The organism is Lactobacillus kullabergensis (assembly GCF_003151025.1).
Taxonomy (GTDB): Bacteria; Bacillota; Bacilli; order Lactobacillales; family Lactobacillaceae; genus Lactobacillus; species Lactobacillus kullabergensis.
The window spans coordinates 1,296,630-1,315,501 of record NZ_CP029477.1 but is presented as its reverse complement, the minus strand read 5'-3'; the positions used below and the strand labels follow the sequence as shown (position 1 = coordinate 1,315,501).

Annotated in this window: 18 protein-coding genes; 16 read left to right on the top strand and 2 right to left on the bottom strand. The window is 35.1% G+C overall.

Annotated elements, in window-relative coordinates:
• Positions 1-6: 6 nt before the first annotated feature.
• Positions 7-351, bottom strand: coding sequence for a hypothetical protein (locus tag DKL58_RS06220; RefSeq protein WP_162542336.1), 345 nt, complete (start codon positions 349-351; stop codon positions 7-9).
• Between the two features lie 6 nt (positions 352-357).
• Complete coding sequence (locus DKL58_RS06215; protein ID WP_109586495.1) at positions 358-789, bottom strand: HIT family protein; 432 nt, start codon at positions 787-789, stop codon at positions 358-360.
• 90 nt (positions 790-879) lie between these two features.
• On the opposite strand from DKL58_RS06215, the gene DKL58_RS06210 reads away from it, so the two are divergent.
• The 16 genes from DKL58_RS06210 to thrS all read left to right on the top strand — a co-directional run bounded on the left by DKL58_RS06210 (position 880) and on the right by thrS (position 18,687).
• Positions 880-1,620 carry an ABC transporter ATP-binding protein gene (locus DKL58_RS06210; protein WP_109586494.1) on the top strand — a complete coding sequence of 247 codons (741 nt, stop codon included), beginning with the start codon at positions 880-882 and terminating at the stop codon, positions 1,618-1,620.
• The gene (locus tag DKL58_RS06205; protein ID WP_109586493.1) at positions 1,613-2,809 is read left to right on the top strand and encodes an ABC transporter permease; all 1,197 of its coding nucleotides are present in this window, start codon (positions 1,613-1,615) and stop codon (positions 2,807-2,809) included. The genes DKL58_RS06210 and DKL58_RS06205 overlap by 8 nt, the downstream gene beginning before the upstream one ends.
• Positions 2,810-2,817: 8 nt before the next feature.
• Positions 2,818-3,477, top strand: a complete 660-nt coding sequence (trmB, locus tag DKL58_RS06200; protein WP_109586492.1) for a tRNA (guanosine(46)-N7)-methyltransferase TrmB — start codon at positions 2,818-2,820, stop codon at positions 3,475-3,477.
• 35 nt (positions 3,478-3,512) lie between these two features.
• Positions 3,513-3,833, top strand: a complete 321-nt coding sequence (locus DKL58_RS06195; RefSeq protein ID WP_109586491.1) for a thioredoxin family protein — start codon at positions 3,513-3,515, stop codon at positions 3,831-3,833.
• 21 nt (positions 3,834-3,854) lie between these two features.
• Positions 3,855-4,502: a YtpR family tRNA-binding protein gene (ytpR, locus tag DKL58_RS06190; RefSeq protein ID WP_109586490.1), complete on the top strand. Its 648-nt coding sequence runs from the start codon at positions 3,855-3,857 to the stop codon at positions 4,500-4,502.
• 175 nt (positions 4,503-4,677) lie between these two features.
• Complete coding sequence (murC, locus tag DKL58_RS06185; RefSeq protein ID WP_109586489.1) at positions 4,678-5,988, top strand: UDP-N-acetylmuramate--L-alanine ligase; 1,311 nt, start codon at positions 4,678-4,680, stop codon at positions 5,986-5,988.
• A 187-nt stretch (positions 5,989-6,175) separates the two neighbouring features.
• A complete protein-coding gene (locus tag DKL58_RS06180; protein WP_109587015.1) occupies positions 6,176-7,105 on the top strand; it encodes a sugar phosphate isomerase/epimerase family protein in 930 nt (309 codons plus the stop codon).
• Positions 7,106-7,144: 39 nt separating this feature from the next.
• Entirely contained in the window at positions 7,145-8,518 is a 1,374-nt protein-coding gene (locus DKL58_RS06175) for a PTS transporter subunit EIIC (RefSeq protein WP_109586488.1), read from the top strand.
• A gap of 66 nt (positions 8,519-8,584) precedes the next feature.
• Positions 8,585-9,322 (top strand): DeoR/GlpR family DNA-binding transcription regulator, encoded by a 738-nt coding sequence (locus DKL58_RS06170; RefSeq protein ID WP_109586487.1) that lies wholly within the window; start codon positions 8,585-8,587, stop codon positions 9,320-9,322.
• Between the two features lie 244 nt (positions 9,323-9,566).
• The gene (gene polA, locus DKL58_RS06165) at positions 9,567-12,245 is read left to right on the top strand and encodes a DNA polymerase I (protein WP_109586486.1); all 2,679 of its coding nucleotides are present in this window, start codon (positions 9,567-9,569) and stop codon (positions 12,243-12,245) included.
• A 12-nt stretch (positions 12,246-12,257) separates the two neighbouring features.
• Positions 12,258-13,088 carry a DNA-formamidopyrimidine glycosylase gene (mutM, locus tag DKL58_RS06160; RefSeq protein WP_109586485.1) on the top strand — a complete coding sequence of 277 codons (831 nt, stop codon included), beginning with the start codon at positions 12,258-12,260 and terminating at the stop codon, positions 13,086-13,088.
• Entirely contained in the window at positions 13,085-13,702 is a 618-nt protein-coding gene (coaE, locus tag DKL58_RS06155; protein ID WP_109586484.1) for a dephospho-CoA kinase, read from the top strand. Before mutM ends, coaE begins: the two co-directional genes overlap by 4 nt.
• A complete protein-coding gene (gene nrdR / locus DKL58_RS06150; protein WP_045928320.1) occupies positions 13,689-14,156 on the top strand; it encodes a transcriptional regulator NrdR in 468 nt (155 codons plus the stop codon). Before coaE ends, nrdR begins: the two co-directional genes overlap by 14 nt.
• 2 nt (positions 14,157-14,158) lie before the next feature.
• Positions 14,159-15,544 (top strand): DnaD domain protein, encoded by a 1,386-nt coding sequence (locus DKL58_RS06145; protein WP_109586483.1) that lies wholly within the window; start codon positions 14,159-14,161, stop codon positions 15,542-15,544.
• 10 nt (positions 15,545-15,554) lie between these two features.
• Positions 15,555-16,448: a primosomal protein DnaI gene (gene dnaI / locus DKL58_RS06140; RefSeq protein WP_109586482.1), complete on the top strand. Its 894-nt coding sequence runs from the start codon at positions 15,555-15,557 to the stop codon at positions 16,446-16,448.
• 304 nt (positions 16,449-16,752) lie between these two features.
• Positions 16,753-18,687: a threonine--tRNA ligase gene (gene thrS, locus DKL58_RS06135; RefSeq protein ID WP_109586481.1), complete on the top strand. Its 1,935-nt coding sequence runs from the start codon at positions 16,753-16,755 to the stop codon at positions 18,685-18,687.
• Positions 18,688-18,872 lie beyond the last annotated feature (185 nt).

Below are 18,872 nucleotides of genomic sequence, written 5' to 3'. Positions count from 1 at the left end.
TCTTTACTAATTTTTAGAACTATCTATTCCATTATCAATTTTACTATTAATTTTTGTGGTTTTGGCTTTTAGCTTGGCGATAATCCGATTAATGCCTATTTGATAATATTCTACTTCATTTTGTAATTCAGAAATTGTATTTTTAGCCTGTGGCAATGACTCTTTTAATTTTTGCTTGGCAATCTTTAAATTATTGCTAGATGCGGAAAGATCACTAAAGTCTTCTTTTACTGAATTAATTTGTTTTTGCGCTGATGGAAATAAACGATTACCGTTTTTATCTTTAAATAGTGAAAGAACAACGCCAAAACCAGCACCCACAGCTAGACCTAAACTAAAATGTTTCATCATATCACCTTAGAATTCAGCTCTAATTGCAGCAGCAATTTTTTGATAATCTTCTTCACTATATTTTTCAGCGTTATTGCGCGTTGCAATCTTTAATCCGTCTCCTTCAAAGCGTGGAACAAAATGAATATGTGAATGCATTACCACTTGGCTTGCACTTGCACCATTATTGCTACTGATATTCATACCAGTAATTCTAGGGTCAAACTTTTTAATTGCATTGGCAATTGTTGGAATATACTGCAAATATCTTTGAGCGTCTTCAGGTGTATAATCAAAAAAGTTAGTGATGTGTTTTTTAGGTACCATTAAAGTGTGACCTGGGTTGACTTGAGATAAGTCTAAAAAGGCTTTGACGTCATCATTTTCGAAAACAGTGTAGCTGTTTGCTTCACCTGTGATAATTTTACAAAATAAGCAATCTTTATCTAATTCTTCCATTTTAAAACCTCTTCATTTCAAAATTTAGTTTCTTTTAATATCATGCTATCATATTAAATGAGTAAATTCATTAAAAGAAAGATAGGAATTATGACTTTAAAAATTAAGCATCTGACCGGTGGCTACACGGGTGTACCGGTAATTAAAGATATTAATCTGGAGATCACTCCAGGCGAAGTTTTAGGGCTAATTGGACTAAATGGTGCAGGCAAATCGACAACAATTAAACATATCTTGGGATTGTTACGACCACAAAAAGGAAAAATTACTCTAAATGGCATTGATTTAGCGGCACAACCTACTAAATTTAAAAGACAAGTCGCATATATACCAGAGACACCAGTTTTATATTCAGAATTGACTTTGAAGGAACATCTGCAATTAACGATTCTCAGTTATCAGCTGAATGAAAAGCAGGCATGGGCAAAAGCCCATGAGTTGCTGCAGATGTTTAGGCTTGATGACAAGCTCGATTGGTTGCCAATTCACTTTTCTAAGGGTATGAAGCAAAAAGTGATGATCGTGACGGCTTTTTTAGCAAATACAGAACTGCTTGTAATTGACGAGCCTTTCACCGGACTAGATCCTTTGGCAGTGGCCAATCTAGTACAATTAATCAAAAGTGCTGCTGGTCAGGGCAAAATGGTATTGATGTCAACACATATTTTGGCTAACAGTGTTCAGGCAGTTTCACGTTATGCGGTCTTAAACAACGGTAAAATTGCTTCTACTGGCACTTTGGCTGAAATTCGAAAGCACTATGACTTAAAGGAAACAGATTCATTTGACCAAATCTATCAAATTTTAAGTCAGGAGCAACAAAATGCGTGACTTGGCTAAAAAAAGGCTGCAGGAAAATATACGCCAGTCTTTAAAATATCTAGTATTGGTTTTTAATGATTTCTTTATCTTGGCTCTGATTTTCCTTTTTGGAGCACTCATGTTCTGGTATGCACAGGCAATGAAGACCATGCCTGAAAGTCTGTGGTATTATCGTCCGCTAGTTGGTATTTTGTTGTGGCTGCCACTTTTAGTAGGAAAACTGGTAACATTGCTAAAACCAGCTGATTTACAATTTTTACTGCCTGAAGATGAAAATTTAGCATCATATTTGAAACCAATGTTAAATTACAGCTTAATTGTACCGACAATTTGCTTGGCTTTAATGGCAGGAATTATATTTCCTTTTGCAACGATTAAGGCAAAGATTGAACCGTTAAATTATATTTTTGCTGTTTTTGCTGTTTTTTTGACCAAAATATTGCAGCTTAAAGTTATGGAATGTAATTTATATTTTAACCGTAAATTTCCCATCTTAATTTTAAATATCATTTTCCTGCTTTTGTTTGGCTTGGGAATGTTTAAACCGCAAAGCATGATCTTAATTGCAATCTTGCTAGCGGCTGCTGTCTTTATTTTTGTTGTGAAGCCGCAACATGCTGCTCTTTTTGACTGGCAATATGCTGTGGAGCAAGAAGAAAAGCGCAAAAATGTTGTTTATAGCGCTTTTAGCATGTTCACAGACGTTAAAGAAAGACAAACTAATATTAAAAGACGAAAATATTTGGACTTTTTATTGCCTAAAAATTTATCGTCAGAAAATCCGCATAAATTTTTGTATCGTCGTTCAGTGCTTAGAAACCCAGAAAATATTAATTTAGTTTTCCGAATGACTGCTTTTGCAGTTTTAATCTCATGGTTAGTACAAAATTGGGTTTGGGCATTATGTTTATCATGTTTAGTAGTCTTTTTGACTATTTACCAGTTGGTACCGATGGTTGATGAATTCGATAACAATATCATGTATCGTGTTTATCCAATTGAGCGTACCGATCGGGGATTAGATTTAGTATCCGCATTAGCAGGAATATTATTAGCTCAATGGCTTATAATCAGTATTTCCTGGCTGATCACTTTACCAATTAATCTACACTTGTTTGCAGCAATGGGATGCTTAGTTGTTTTCAGTTGGGGCATGTTAAGGTTATACTTACCTGCAAAAGTAAAGAAAAGGAAGTAGCAGAAAAGATGAGATTACGTAACAAGCCGTGGGCTGTAAAGCTGGTTCAAGAGCATCCAGAAAGTGTGATTGATCGACCAGATCCAAGTCAAAGAATTGATTGGTCAAAACGGTTTGCTGATATTTCAAAACCATTAGAGATAGAAGTAGGGCCCGGCAAAGGAAAGTTTATTACTACGATGGCAGAAGAGCACCCCGAAAAGAATTTTGTTGCTCTGGAATTGCAAATGACCGCGGCAGGCATGATTTTGCGAACCAAACTTGCTAAAAAATTGTCTAACATCCAAATTCTTTGCGCAGATGCTGCTAATATCGCTTCTTTTTTTGATAGTCACAGTGCAAGTAAAATATATTTGAATTTTAGTGATCCCTGGCCAAAAACTAGGCATGAGAAAAGGCGGTTAACTTATAAGTCTTTTTTACAAAAATATCAAACCGTCTTGCAGGAAAATGGTCAAATAGAGTTTAAAACTGATAATGCAGGTCTTTTTGCCTATTCTGTGCAGAGCATGAATAATTTTGGGATGCATTTTGATTTTGTGTCAGTTGATCTTCATAATGAAAAAGATGAAATTGTAGCTGCCAATATTGAAACTGAATATGAACACAAATTTGCAGCTCAGGGCAATCCAATTTATGCTTTGCATGCTGATTTTGGGGTAAAATAATAAAATAAGAGTAAGGATTGAGAGGTTTTTTCAAAATGGAACAAATAAAAGAATTGAATAAAGATAAATTAGACTCGATTACCAAAAATGGACGAGTAGTTTTAGAATTTTCAGCAGGCTGGTGCCCAGACTGTCGCTTTTTAGACCCCTTCATGCCAGAAATCGAAAAAGATTTTGCCGATAGCAAATTTTATCAAATTGATCGTGATGGCTCAGTTGACCTAGCTAAGGAAATGAATATCATGGGTATTCCTTCCTTTGTGGTCTACCAAGATGGTCAAGAAATTGGTAGACTAGTTAATAAGGATCGTAAAACTAAAGATGAGGTTGAAAGCTTTTTACGGTCACTTGACTAAGTGAAAGAGGATTATTGATTCATGATTACTAGTATTAATAAAAGAAGTTATCCTAATACCTTGATTGTAATTTTAGGTCAAGACAAGGGTAAAAGTGCATATGACGAAAAAGGTGATGTTACACGCATTACTGATGAAAAGGGTAATGTTACCGGTTATAACTTTTTTAACGTTGATCAACTAATTGACTACGATAAGTTACCAGATGGACAAGTTAAGCTGTCAAATGATGATTTAACTGCTTTAAATGAAAAACTGGCAGAAGTTGGTTTTACTGATAAACTTGCCTATGGCAAGCCAACACTTGTTTATGGCTATGTCAAAAGCTGTGAGAAACATCCCGATTCTGATCATTTACATGTTACACAAGTTGATGTGGGCAATGGTGAAGAACATCAAATTGTTTGTGGTGCTCCTAATATTGCTCAAGGACAAAAAGTAGTTGTTGCTTTGCCAGGAACTTTGATGCCTAATGGTCAAGCGATTTGGCCAGGTCAACTGCGTCATGTGGACTCTTATGGCATGATTTGTTCAGCACGCGAATTGGGTCTAGCCCATGCACCGCAAAAGCGCGGAATTATGGTGGTTCCTAATGAATTTACTGTTGGAGAGGCTTTTGATCCCGAAAAGTGCGATGAACTTTTAGCAAGCGGTCAGATTACTTTATAAAAGCAAGGACTTTATCAAGCTTTGGTAAGGTCTTTTTTGTTACCAAAAATGTCAATTGCAGTAGTAGTTTTCTCATCATACTGCTAAAATTTGATTGCAGCTCTTTGATGATCCTGCTTTTTTGACACAGTAATGGTAAAATAAAATGCAATAATAAAATTTTGGAGTTCAGCAAATGTTAGATAAAAATAAGCAAATTTGGTTTATCGGAATTAAAGGAACTGGCATGGCCTCTTTAGCTTTAGTGCTAAATGATCTAGGCTTTAATGTAGCTGGCAGCGATATTAAAAAGTATACTTTTACCCAAGAACCGCTAAAAAAAGCAGGTATTGAAGTTAAAGAATTTAGTGCGAATAATATTAAAAATTCAGGACAAATTATCGTTAAAGGAAATGCGTTTAAAGATGACAACGTAGAAGTAAAAACTTGTGAAAATAAGAACATTACCTGGCAAAGCTATCCTGATACAGTAGAAGAAATTATTAAAATGCATACCAGCATTGGCGTTTCAGGAACCCATGGCAAAACTTCTACTACCGGTCTTTTAGCTCATGTATTAGGTGAAGCTGCACCCACGTCCTATTTAATAGGTGACGGAGAGGGCAACGGTGTTAAGGATTCTCGCTTCTTCGTCTATGAAGCAGATGAATACCGGCGTCACTTCTTAGCTTATCATCCAGATTATCAAATTATGACCAACATTGATTTTGATCATCCGGATTATTTTAAGGATCAGGCTGATTACACTTCGGCTTTTCAAACAGCAGCGGATCAGACTCGAAAGGGACTTTTTGTGTGGGGTGGAAATGAAAGACTAAGGAAATTGCATTCTGATATTCCTAAATATACTTATGGTTTTGAAGACAATGATGATTTTCAAGCTGTCAATATTAAGAGAACAATTAAAGGTTCAAGCTTCACGGTCGTAAATCATGGCAAAAAAGTTGGTGAGTTTGAAATACATCTTTTTGGTGATCACAATATTTTAAACACAACAGCTGTGATTGCTGTTGCATACACCGAAAAGATTCCTGTAGCAGATATTAAAAAAGGATTGCTTACATATCAAGGTGCAAAACGTCGTTTTTCTGAAAAAGATTTCGGTGATATTAACATTATTGATGATTATGCTCATCATCCAACTGAAATGAAAGCAACAATTCAGGCTGCACGACAAAAGTTCCCACAAAAGAAATTAGTTGTCGTCTTCCAACCACATACTTTTTCCAGAACGAAGAAATATGCGCAAGATTTTGAAAAAATATTGCGTGATGTAGACAAGGCTTATGTTACCCCGATTTATGCTTCAGCAAGAGAGGCCAATGGAGATATTTCGAGTAGTGATTTAGTTGGTAAAATTCCTGGTTCTGAAGTAATTGATCTTGATAACATTGCAGATCTTGCTCAAAATCGCAATAGTGTAATTGTCTTTATGGGCGCAGGCGACATTCAGAAATATGAAGATGCTTTAGAAAAGTTACTGTAATTTAACTTTATAGCTTTACTAGAACCCTAGTAAGGCTATTTTTTTGCGCAAAATTTATGATATTTTGTGAAAAATAATGAAATATAATTAAATTAAATGAAAAATAATGATTGATAAATGAAATCAAATGAAATATAATAAAAATGTAAACGATAACAAATGAAAAGAGGACGAATTGATGAAAGAAATAAAAACTGCAACAAGGTTAAATGCTTACTTGCCACATTATGACAATAAGATTGATAAGGTTTTTGGTGAACTGAAAAAAGTTGGAATTAATTATGTAGATATTAATTTCCCTCAACAGACTATTGGGATTCCGGCACGAGACATGAAGAAAATGTTAGACGAAAACGGTTTGCGTCCTAACGGAATGGAAATGAGATTTGAAGGTCATTACCTTAACGGTGATCTCGGGAATTTAAACGATAAGATCTATCAGGATGCTATTGAAATGTGTAAGCAGGCAGTGGATTATTGCCGAGAGATTGGCGGTTCAATGATTAATATCTGGAGTGCTCATGATGGTTTTGACTACAGCTTTCAAATTGATTATTTAAAAGTTTGGCATAGAATTGTCAAAGCTTGTCAAGAAATCGCAGATTATGCTCCTGATATTAAATTTAGTATTGAATATAAACCCTATGAGCCTCGTGCCTATGCTTTCGTAGACAGTATGGGAACCTTAGGAATGATTTTAAAAGATATCAACCGTAAAAACTTCGGTGTGCTTTTAGATTATTGTCATATGCTAATGAAACATGAAAATCCGGCCATGGGATCTGAAATTTTTGCTAGTCGTGGCGAGTTATTTGGGGTTCATATTAATGACGGCTATGGCGTCCATGATGACGGTTTAATGGTCGGCACTGTCACTCCATTTAAAACCTTAGAATTTCTTTATTATATGAAAAAATATCACTTTGATGGCATGTATTATTTTGATACAGCACCGGTAATAGAAGATCCTAGTCAAGAAACCCGTAAGAATATCGAGATGTTGAAATACCTTTTAAATCTCCTTGACCGAGTAGGCATGGAGAAAATAGACAAAGTGATTAATGAGAATGATGCAATTAAAGCAAGAGATCTATTGTTAGATTTTATAAAAAAATAACTACTTTAATTTAGAAATTGTTTTTTTGGAGGCAAAAAAATGGATTACAGAGAAACAGCACGAGGTATTTTGGATGCCGTTGGCGGACCAAGTAATATTTCTAATATGACACATTGTGCAACTAGGTTAAGATTAAATTTAAAAAATGAAAATATTGATGATGCCAAAGTGAAGGCAGTAGATGGCGTAATTAATGTTTCAAAGGGCGGTGGTCAATATCAGGTATTAATTGGACTTGAAGTACCGAAAGTTTTTGATGAATTTGAAAAGCTTGTCAATGGAAGTACTGATAATGAAGTTAGTACGCAAATCAAACCTCATGGGTTTAAAGGATATGTCAATGCCTTATTTGCGGCAATTGCTGGTATTTTTTCACCACTGCTTCCAGCCCTTGCAGGATCGGGAATTTTATATGGCTTACTTTTGTTTTGCAGTCAAATAGGATGGATCAGTCAGAAAAGTGGTACTTTTGTCATTTTAACTGCAGCCTCAAAAGCCGTATTTTATTTTTTGCCAATTCTGTTAGCTTTTTCGGCTGCGAGAAGATTTAAAGTCAGCCCTTACATTGCTGCACTAATCGCTGGCGCACTTTTATATCCAGATTTCATTCAATTAATGGGTACCCATGGAAATGGTGCAATGACTTCATTCTTGGGTATTCCAGTTGTTTTAATGAATTACAATTCAACAGTAGTTCCAATTCTAATTTCTATTTGGGCTTATTCATATTTGTATAAGTGGTTAGATAAACACGTCAGCAAAGATTTGGAGCTTGTGGTTGTGCCACTTGTTTGTCTTTTAGTTATGGTGCCACTGACTGTAATTGTTATTGGTCCACTCGGTGTATATGGTGGTCAATTTGTTGCAGATTTAGTTAATTGGTTAATTAAAAATGTACCACTGCTTGCTGGAGTAGTCGTTGGTGGTGGATGGAGTTTCCTTGTATCTTTTGGAATTCACTGGGCTGTAAATCCAATAATGATTAATAACATTGCTACACAAGGCTTTGATTTTATTTGTCCATTAACCTTTGCCTGCAATTTTGGTGTTATTGGAGCTGCTATAGGAGTTTGGCTTAAAACACGAAATAAAGAGCTAAAGAGTTTTTCTTTAACTGGAGTAATAACGATTTGGCTTTCCGCAATAATAGAACCAACATTATTTGGTTTACTGGTAAAGAACAGAAAAATATGGGCAGCACAAATGATTGCTGGTGCAGTTGGCGGAGCTTATTTAGGACTAACAAAGGTATTTACAAATGCATTCGTTTTTGGTTCAGTAACAACTTTTCCAGCTTTTGTAGCTAAAAATAGCAATAACTTCTTAAATGCGATGATAGGATTGGGGATTTCTGTAATTGTCGGAATCATTCTTGGTTTTATTGTCACCAAAAAAGATGAGCGTCTTGCTTAAAATAAAGTTAGATGGGGTATAATTAAGGAAGCAAAACACTTATGTATATAAGGAGAAGAGAATAAATTGCTTCCGATTGAAAGACAAAACCAAATCTTAAAAATTTTAGAAAACAAAAATTTAAGTAAACTGGATGAACTTCATAAACAAATACCCAATGTATCTATTTCTACATTAAGAAGAGATATCAAAACGTTAGAAGATGAAGGAAAAATTGAATATTTATTTGGCGGGGCAGTCAGGCTAAGTGACGGTTCCGGAGAAGTCGAATTCACTAAAAAGGAACATAAGTACCAAAAAGAAAAAAAACAAATTGCTGCTTTAGCTGCCCAAGAGATTCACGATAGCAATGCAATATATGTGGATTCAGGTACAACATGTACTCTGTTGCTTGATAAAATAAAAAATAAACGGATCACAATTTATACTACGAATACACAAGTATGCCATATTGTTGGTAATTTTAAAGCTGAAATAGTTTTAATTGGTGGCAATTATAACGGTGTCACTTCTTCACTTACTGGCGCATTGACTAACGATTTACTATCCAGGCTTCGTTTTGATAAAGCGTTTTTTGGAATGAATGGTGTTGACATTAATAATGGATACACAACACCACAATTTGATGAAGCAATAAAGAAGCAGTTGATTGCAAAAAGAACTTCACAATCTTTTATATTAGCTGATTCTAGCAAATTTGGCGTATCTTCAAATGTTCAGGCTCTAGAATTAAAAGATGCAATCCTAATTTCTAATGATAATAATTCGCAGATTGCTAAAGAAACAAAGATTATTTGTCCGTAACTAAAATATAAAAGTTATTTAATATAAAAACATCAAACTTAACAAGAGTTTGATGTTTTTGTTTAAAGAAAGTTCTAAAAATTCTATACATAAAGAGTAATAAGCAAAAACTAAATTATTAATCTAAAGTAGATAAATGATGTTTAACCTGTTTGTTATAAAAACAGTATTGTGCAAGATCCGTGCAAAAACTGTTAAAATGGTAGTTAAATAAAGAAACTTGGTTTAATTGTAAGGAGATCTAATGGCTGATAAAAAATTACTTTTAATTGATGGTAATTCAGTTGCTTTTCGTGCTTTTTATGCACTATATCGCCAACTTGAAAATTTCAGAAATCCTGAAGGATTGCATACTAATGCCATTTACACATTTAAAAATATGCTTGATGTCGTGCTAAATGATGTCGAACCCGATCATGTTTTGGTTGCTTTTGATGCAGGTAAAACTACCTTTAGAAATAAGATGTACGCAGACTACAAAGGTGGCAGACAAAAGACTCCCTCAGAATTATCAGAACAACTGCCATACATTCAGGAGCTCTTGCATGACTTGGGTTTGTCTACATATGAGCTCGATAACTATGAAGCCGATGACATCATAGGAACTTTCGTAACTATTGGTGAAAAAGAAGGCTTTAAAGTTACGGTAGTTACAGGTGATAAAGATTTGACTCAGCTGGCATCGCCGCAAACAACAGTTATGGTCACTAAATCAGGGGTACTAAACTTAGAAGCTTATACACCTGAACATATGAAAAAAGTTAATGGTGTTACTCCAACTGAATTTATTGATATGAAAGCCCTTATGGGAGATAATTCTGATAATTATCCTGGAGTAACTAAAATTGGGCCAAAAAAAGCTTCACAACTTATTCAGGAATATGGTACGGTTGAAAATCTTTATGATCATGTAGATGATATGAAGCCATCTAAAATGAAAGAAAACCTTATCAATGATAAGGATAAGGCTCTTTTAGGCAAAAAATTAGCTACTATTGATCGTCATGCTCCTTTAACCATTGGGATCGATGATGTTAAAAGACGTCCTATTGACTATCAGAAATTGCGCAGATTCTATGAAAAGATGAACTTTCGTAAATTTTTGAGTGAACTAAATCCGGATGGAGAAAGTCAACCACAAGATCAGTCTGAAAAGGCAAATGCTAAAGCAGTTGCTTTTACCGAACTTAAAGAAAATGATATCAATAATTTTGCTATTACTGATGGTCAAACTATTACTTTTTATCTGGGAATGCTTGGTGCTAACTATCATTTAGCCAAGTTTGTTGGCTTTGCTTTAAAAATTGATCAAAAAATATTTGTTAGCCGCAATGTCGATCTGTTAAAAGAAGCTAAACTTAAAAGTATGCTTGAAGATAAGCAAATTACTAAAAATGTGTTTGATCTAAAGCGAACAACAGTTGGGTTAAATCGTTTGGGTATTCACGCCCGTGGCATTGACTATGACATGCTTCTTGCTTCATATTTGATTAATAATGAAAACAATTCTGACGATATGGGTGAAATCTGTCGTATGTATGGCGATAATTCGGTTAAAAGCGATTATGATGTTTATGGCAAAGGTAAGAGCGTTCATATTCCGGAAGATGATCAAGTTTTGTTTAACCATTTAGCTGGTAAAATAGCAGCTATTGAAAATCTAAAAGAGACATTACTGGCAAAATTAAAAGAGCATGAGCAGGATGATCTTTATGCCAATATTGAAATACCAGTTGCAAGAGTTTTATCTGTCATGGAAATAAATGGTATTAAGGTCCAAGCTAATACTTTAACTGAGCTGCAAGATGAATTTGCGGTTGACCTCAAGAAAATGGAACAACAAATTTATCATGAAGCTGGTGAAGAATTTAATATTAATTCTCCTAAGCAATTGGGTCATATTTTGTTTGAAAAGATGGGCTTGAAGCCAATTAAAAAGACCAAAACTGGCTATTCAACTTCTGTTGATGTTTTAAACCAGTTAAAGGATGAGAATCCTATCATTGAACAAATTTTGACTTACAGACAAATAGCTAAAATTCAATCTACCTATGTTAATGGCTTGCTAGATGTTATCCAAAAAGACGGTCGGGTTCACACCAGATATTTACAAACCTTGACCGCTACTGGTCGCTTGTCCTCAGTTGACCCTAATTTACAAAATATTCCTACCAGAACGGAAGAAGGAAAGCAAATTAGAAAAGCTTTTGTGCCTAGTGAACCAGACGGTTATATTTTCTCATGTGATTATTCTCAAATTGAATTGCGAGTCTTGGCACAAGTTTCCGGTGATGAACAGATGCAGGAGGCTTTTAGAACGGGTTATGATATCCACGCTCATACGGCCATGCGCATTTTTCATCTCAAATCAACCGATGATGTGACTCCGCTAATGCGGCGTAGAGCTAAAGCAGTTAATTTCGGTATAGTTTATGGCATTTCTGATTATGGCTTGTCTAAGAATCTTAATATTGGCCGTAAAAAGGCTAAGGAGTTTATTGATAATTACTTTGAGCAGTATCCGCAAGTTAAAGAATATATGAATAAAGCTGTGCAAGTGGCACGTGAAAAAGGCTATGCGGAAACAATTATGCATAGAAGACGTTATTTACCAGATATTCATGCCAAAAATTACAATGTTCGTTCTTTTGCAGAAAGAACAGCCATCAATTCCCCTATTCAAGGTTCAGCTGCAGATATTATTAAAATAGCAATGATTAACATGCAGAAAAAATTGGATGACATGCATCTCAAGACAAAAATGGTAGTCCAGGTTCATGATGAATTGATTTTTGATGTACCAAAAGATGAATTAGAAACAATCAAAAAAATTGTGCCTGAAGTTATGCAATCCGCTGTAAGACTTGATATACCTCTTGTAGCTGACTCTGGATATGGCCACAACTGGTTTGATGCGAAGTAAGGAGTAATTTTAATGCCTGAAATGCCGGAAGTTGAAACTGTTAGGCGAACACTTCTTCCTCTTATCAAAGGAAAAACAATAAAAGAAGTAACTGTATGGTACCCCAAGATTATCACAGGAGATGCTAAAGAATTTGCAAAACAGCTAACTGGAAAAAAGATAGAAAATATAGATCGTTACGCTAAATATTTGCTTATTCGTCTCAGTGACAATTTAACAATAGTGTCTCATTTACGCATGGAAGGTAAATATCGTTTAGTCAAAATAAATACTAAAAAGGACAAACACGACCACGTGCAAATTGTTTTTAAAGATAATTCAGCATTGCGCTATAATGATGTGCGTAAGTTTGGCCGAATGCAGCTGATTAAGACGGGGACTGAAAGGGAAAAAACTGGTATTGGCAAATTAGGTGTTGAACCTAATTCAGCAGCTTTTACCGTTTCGTATCTACAAAATGGTTTAGCGCGTAAAAAGAAAAATATTAAAAACACACTCCTTGACCAATCTATTGTTGCAGGTTTGGGCAATATCTACGTTGACGAGGTTTTGTGGGAAACAAAAATTCACCCGTTAAGTCAAGCCAATGCCATTCCAGCAGAAAAGATAGCGCAATTGCACGACAATATTAATTCGTTAATAGAATTGGCAATTGCTGAAAGAGGTACTACAGTTCATACCTATCTGGATGCGAACGGGAAGACAGGAGGTTTTCAAAAAATGTTGCAAGTATATGGACATAAAGGCGAGCCTTGTGTGCGTTGTGGCACACCTCTTGAGAAAATTAAGGTAAATGGACGAGGAACTACTTTTTGCCCTAAGTGTCAGGTGATTTATAAATGACAAAGATTTTAGGCTTAACCGGTGGGATAGCAAGTGGTAAAAGTACTGCAGATGTTTTTTTTAGAGATAAACAAATACCGGTTATAGACTGCGATCAAATTGCTCACGATATTTTAAATAGGGACGAAAAGGGCTATGAACTGGTTTTAAAACATTTTGGTACAAGCATTCTTAAGTCAGATAGATCAATTAATCGTTCAGAGTTAGGACAGATTGTTTTTAACGATAAAAAACAACTTGAAACTTTAAATGGAATTACCCATCCATTGATTTTTCAAGAAATACAAGCTAAAATTGCGCTAAACAACATGAACAAAAATTCTTTGGTTGTTGTGGATGCACCGGTTTTGTTTGAATCAAATGGTCAAAAATATTGCGATTTTACCTTATTAATTGCAATACCGGAATCACTGCAAATGAAAAGGCTAATGTTAAGGGATCATTTGAGTGAGCGTGCTGCCTTGAAGCGTATTCGCAGTCAAATGCCTTTGTCCCAGAAAGAAAAATTGGCTGATTTTGTAATTAATAATACTGGTACAAAACAAGATTTGAAATCGAAATTAGAAAAATTGCTTCTTAACATAAAAGGGGAGGACTTATATGGAATGTCCTAATTGTCATAAAAATGCTTCAAAAGTCATTGATTCACGACCCAGTGATGAAAATCGCGCAATCAGACGTCGGCGTGAATGCGAAAACTGCGGCTTTCGTTTTACCACATTTGAACGAGTTGAAACTACTCCTTTACTAGTGATTAAGAATGATGGTACTCGCGAACCTTTTAATCGTAAAAAAATTTTACATGGTGTGATGGCGGCTGGTCAAAAACGGCCGATATCAAGTACACAATTTGAAGAACTAGTCGATCATGTAGAAAACAAAGTCAGACAACAGGGGGTTAGCGAGATTTCTTCGAAAAAAATTGGTCAACTAGTAATGGATGAGCTGGCAACAATTGATGATGTTGCTTATATTCGTTTTGCTTCTATTTATCGTGAATTTAAAGATATGTCTAGCTTCATGAAAACAATGGAAGATATGATTGCAAAAAGGGAAAAGGGTAATTAATTATGTTTGAGACAAATAATCCCAAACAGCCTTTTTTCATTACCAACAGGGTGGATATTTTTCCCAAAGATTTGCGCATATTAATTAAACTATATCAACCTCTTATTGGCTCTCTTCCTTTAGCACTCTATTTAAGTTTGAATGAAGATTATAATGCACAGGCAATGCTTTCTGATGCTAAGGGAATTTATACTCTTCAAGAACAGACAGATTGTGATATAAAAAAATTATTTGGTGCGTTGCATAAGCTTGAAGCTGTTGGTCTGATTCAAACGAGATTGCTTGACAACCAGATCATGGGTCATGTTTTGTGTTTCGAAATTAAAAATGTTCCAGCAAGCAGTGAATTTTTTTCAACTGCTCTTTTAGCTAGTTTATTAAAAGAAAAAGTTGGTATAACTGCTTTTAATAAATTAAGTCACGAGTTTGCAAGAGAGGCTAAACAAAACCGGAGCGAATTAAGTGGCATCAAGGGAGCACCCAATATTTCTGCTTCCTTTATGGATGTTTTCCATTTATCCGATCAAGAAGCAATAGATCCTTCAATTGAGGTTAAGGAAGCAGCTCGAGAGAATAATTATTCTGCAAGCGATTATGCTACTGTCAATGATCAAGATAATATTGACTGGGATTTTATGAAACAGCAATTTGAAATTTATCAAATTGCTGGTAGCGAAATTGATCAGAATAAAGAAGCTATTCGAGCTGTTATGCGTATATATGGGCTTTCAGAACAGGAATTTGTCGACGAGGCAATACCTTGTTTGCATGGTGACTATCAATTAAATATGAGAGAAATAAAGCAAACTATTGCAAACAGCATTCATGGAAGCGATACTCGCAGGCATTTGCAAGACAAGGCAAAAATACCTGAAAAATTTAATAAAAGTGATAGCCAATTAAATCAAAAAGAACAAAAATTATTGCAAAAAGCTCAGACTGATACTCCAGCGCAGTTTTTGTATCACTTAAAAACTGAACGAAATGATTATGTTGATGCAAGTGAGTATCAAGTGTTAGACAGTTTATATAATGATAAGGGAATATCAGCTGAATTGCTCAATGTTCTGACATATGCTTGTTTAAAAAGTAGCCCAAACATTTCTTTTCGATTAGCAAACAAAATTTTGCATGATTGGTTGCAACATGGAATCAAAACTGGTGCTCAGGCTTTAGATTACATGGAAAAGAGAAAAAGGACCCAAGAACAAAGGCGAGAGAACAGGTTAAATCAATTTAAGCAGCGATCTAGAAACAAAAAAAAGATCGAAAAAAATATTGATTGGGATAGTAGAAAATCAAAAGCTATTTCAAATGAATCTAATCTTTCTTCGAATGAATTGGAAAAATTTTTTAAAAAGTTAGAAGATAGGAATGGCATGAAGTAGGTGTAGTGATATGCAACCCATTAAAAAAATTATTGATAAAACCAAAAATGCGGAAGAAGAAAGTACCGACTCAATTAAAAAGAAGGTATTAGCTGATCCCAAGGTAAATCAATTTATTAAACAACATCAAGAACAACTTAATGACAGTATAATTGATAAAAGTCTGCCCAGCCTGTTCGAATTTTATCTCAGTCAATATAAAAAAGATCCAGTGACTAAGGGATATTATCCAGATTTGATAATGAATAAAAATGCCATTAGCCTTAAATTTGTTCCTGAAGATAGTAAACTGATTCATGACCAGGAAATTAATATCAAAAAGCACTTGCGTTTAATTAATTTACCTGAAAAATTGCATGATGTACGATTAAGTCGGATAGATATGACATCTGAAAGAGTTGAAGTAATGACAGCTATTCAGCAGTTTTTATATCAGTATTCGCGTGATATCCACCAAAAGGGCTTATATTTAGCTGGAAATTTTGGCGTTGGTAAGACATATATTTTGGCAGGACTGGCGAATCAAGTAGCTGCGATGGAAAAATATGTTGTTTTTCTGCATGTTCCTACATTCATTGCCAGTTTATCCAGTCATTTTAATGACAATAGTTTACAAACTGAAGTACAAAAGATTGCTAACGCTGATTTTTTAGTATTAGATGATATTGGTGCGGAAAATTTGAGCCAATGGTCGCGGGATGAAGTTTTAGCAGTAATTTTACAAGCAAGAATGGATAATGTTTTGCCAACCTTCTTTTCGTCCAATTTTGCTATGAATGACTTAGAAGATCATTTTAAGGAAACTAAAAATGCAATTGAACCTGTAAAGGCTGCTCGCTTGATGGAACGAATTCGTGCTTTAGCTAAAGAGGTAATTATTTCTGGGCCTAATAGGCGAACATAAATTTTTACTTTTCAAATTTAATGAAAATATGCTTGCATTAAAAAATTATTGGGTTATAATTAACACCAATGAATGAACATGTTGCAATGCAACTCAGAGAGAAAAGCGGTATTCTGGAAGCTTTCATCAGCGTTTGCAATCCAATCATTCATACCTAAATTTTGATAATGGGTTAGATTCCGTTAACAATCTATAACGAGATAGTTCATTTTCTTGAACTAAATTTTGGGTGGAACCACGTTAATTAACGTCCCAGTGCTTAATTGCACTGGGATTTTTTGTTATAAAAATTTTGGAGGAAATAATGAGTTTTTCGATTACTTTGCCTGACGGCTCAAAAAAAGATTTTACAGATGCTGTTTCGATATCTGATTTAGCACATGGTATTGGGACATCTTTAGGTAAAGCTGCTCTTGGTGCAAAAGTAGATGGTCAAATTGTTGCTTTAGACTATAAGTTGAACAAAAATGCGGAAGTTGCAATTATAACCGACAGAGATAAAGAGGGTCTAACAATTTTGCGTGATACCGTTGTATTTGTTCTTGAAGCCGTGGCCAAGAAAGCTTATCCTGAAATTCATTTTGGTGAACATGGATCTGACGATGAGGGCTTTTACGTTGATACTGATAAAGAAAATCAAATAAAAGTCAATGAATTACCAGACTTGGAAAAAGCAATCAAAAAAGCAATTAAAGCAGGAGAAAAGATTGAATCCAACTTAATGTCTAAAGACGAGCTTTCTGATCTTTTTAAGGATGATCCTTATAAGAGTGAAATGCTTAAAGCTGAAAAAAATGACCAAGTACAAGTTCATAAGTTAGGCAATTTTGTCGATTTTGGTTTTAACGCATTGTTACCAAACACCGGTAAAATTATGCAATTTAAATTGTTATCTGTTGCCGGTGCCTACTGGAAAGGGCAATCCTCTAATCCTATGCTTCAAAGAATTTCTGGTACAGCATTCTTTAAAAAGGCAGATTTGGATGCGGACATTAAACGGCGTGAAGAAATTAAAGAACGTGATCACAGAACAATTGGTCGTGATCTTGATTTATTCTTTGTTGATCCAAAAGTTGGTGCTGGATTGCCCTACTGGATGCCAAAAGGTGCCACAATTCGCCGCGTTGTTGAACGATACATTATCGACAAGGAAGTCGCTGACGGATACCAACACGTTTATACCCCAGTTTTAATGAACGTTGATGCTTATAAGACTTCTGGACATTGGGCACACTATCGTGACGACATGTTCCCACCAATGGATATGGGTGACGGTGAAATGCTTGAACTGCGACCAATGAATTGTCCTTCACATATTCAAATTTACAAGCATCACATTCGTTCATACCGTGAATTGCCAATTCGAATTGCCGAATTGGGCATGATGCACAGATATGAAAAATCTGGTGCTCTGTCAGGACTGCAACGTGTACGAGAAATGACTTTAAATGACGGTCATACATTTGTGACTTTAGATCAAGTTCAAAGTGAGTTCTCAAAAATCTTGACTCTAATTTTAGATGTTTACAAAGACTTTGACATCACTGATTACTACTTCAGACTTTCCTATCGTGATCCAAAGAATACTAAAAAGTATTTTGCAAATGATGAAATGTGGGAAAGAAGTCAGTCAATGCTGAAAAAGGCTATGGACGATATGGGACTTGACTATGTTGAAGCTGAAGGTGAAGCTGCATTTTACGGTCCAAAACTAGATATTCAAACTAAAACTGCTTTGGGTGCAGATGAAACAATGTCCACAATTCAACTAGATTTCATGCTTCCTGAGAGATTTAATTTAACTTACGTTGGTCAAGATGGTGAAGAGCATCGTCCAGTTATGATTCACCGCGGTATTGTTGGTACTATGGAGCGTTTCATTGCTTACCTGATTGAGATATACAAGGGCGCCTTTCCAACATGGCTAGCTCCAGTTCAAGTAGAAGTGATCCCGGTTAACCTTGATGCTCATTCTGATTATGCTAAGAAAGTTCGCGATGAACTTAATAAACGTGGTTTTCGAGCCGAAGCAGATCTGCGTAATGAAAAATTAGGTTACAAGATTCGTGAGTCACAAACACAAAAAGTACCATATACTCTTGTTTTAGGTGACAAGGAATTAAAGGACAATGGTGTTAATGTTCGTCGCTACGGCACTGAAGAAGAAGTAGCCATGAGCTTTGATGAATTTATTCGTGAAATTGAACAGGATGTTAAATCATATTCACGTGAAAAATAATCGAGTAAAAAATAGTAAAGATAAGTTTAATTTAATAGATTGCAGGAATAATTTGATAACTTAGACCTTAAATATAAAAACCGCTAAAATTTGCACGTCGAGTAACAAAATGTAGTGTTGACGGGATGCACTTTTGATTAATTAATCAATTGCTAAAAATTGAGTTGGATAGTTAAATTACGACT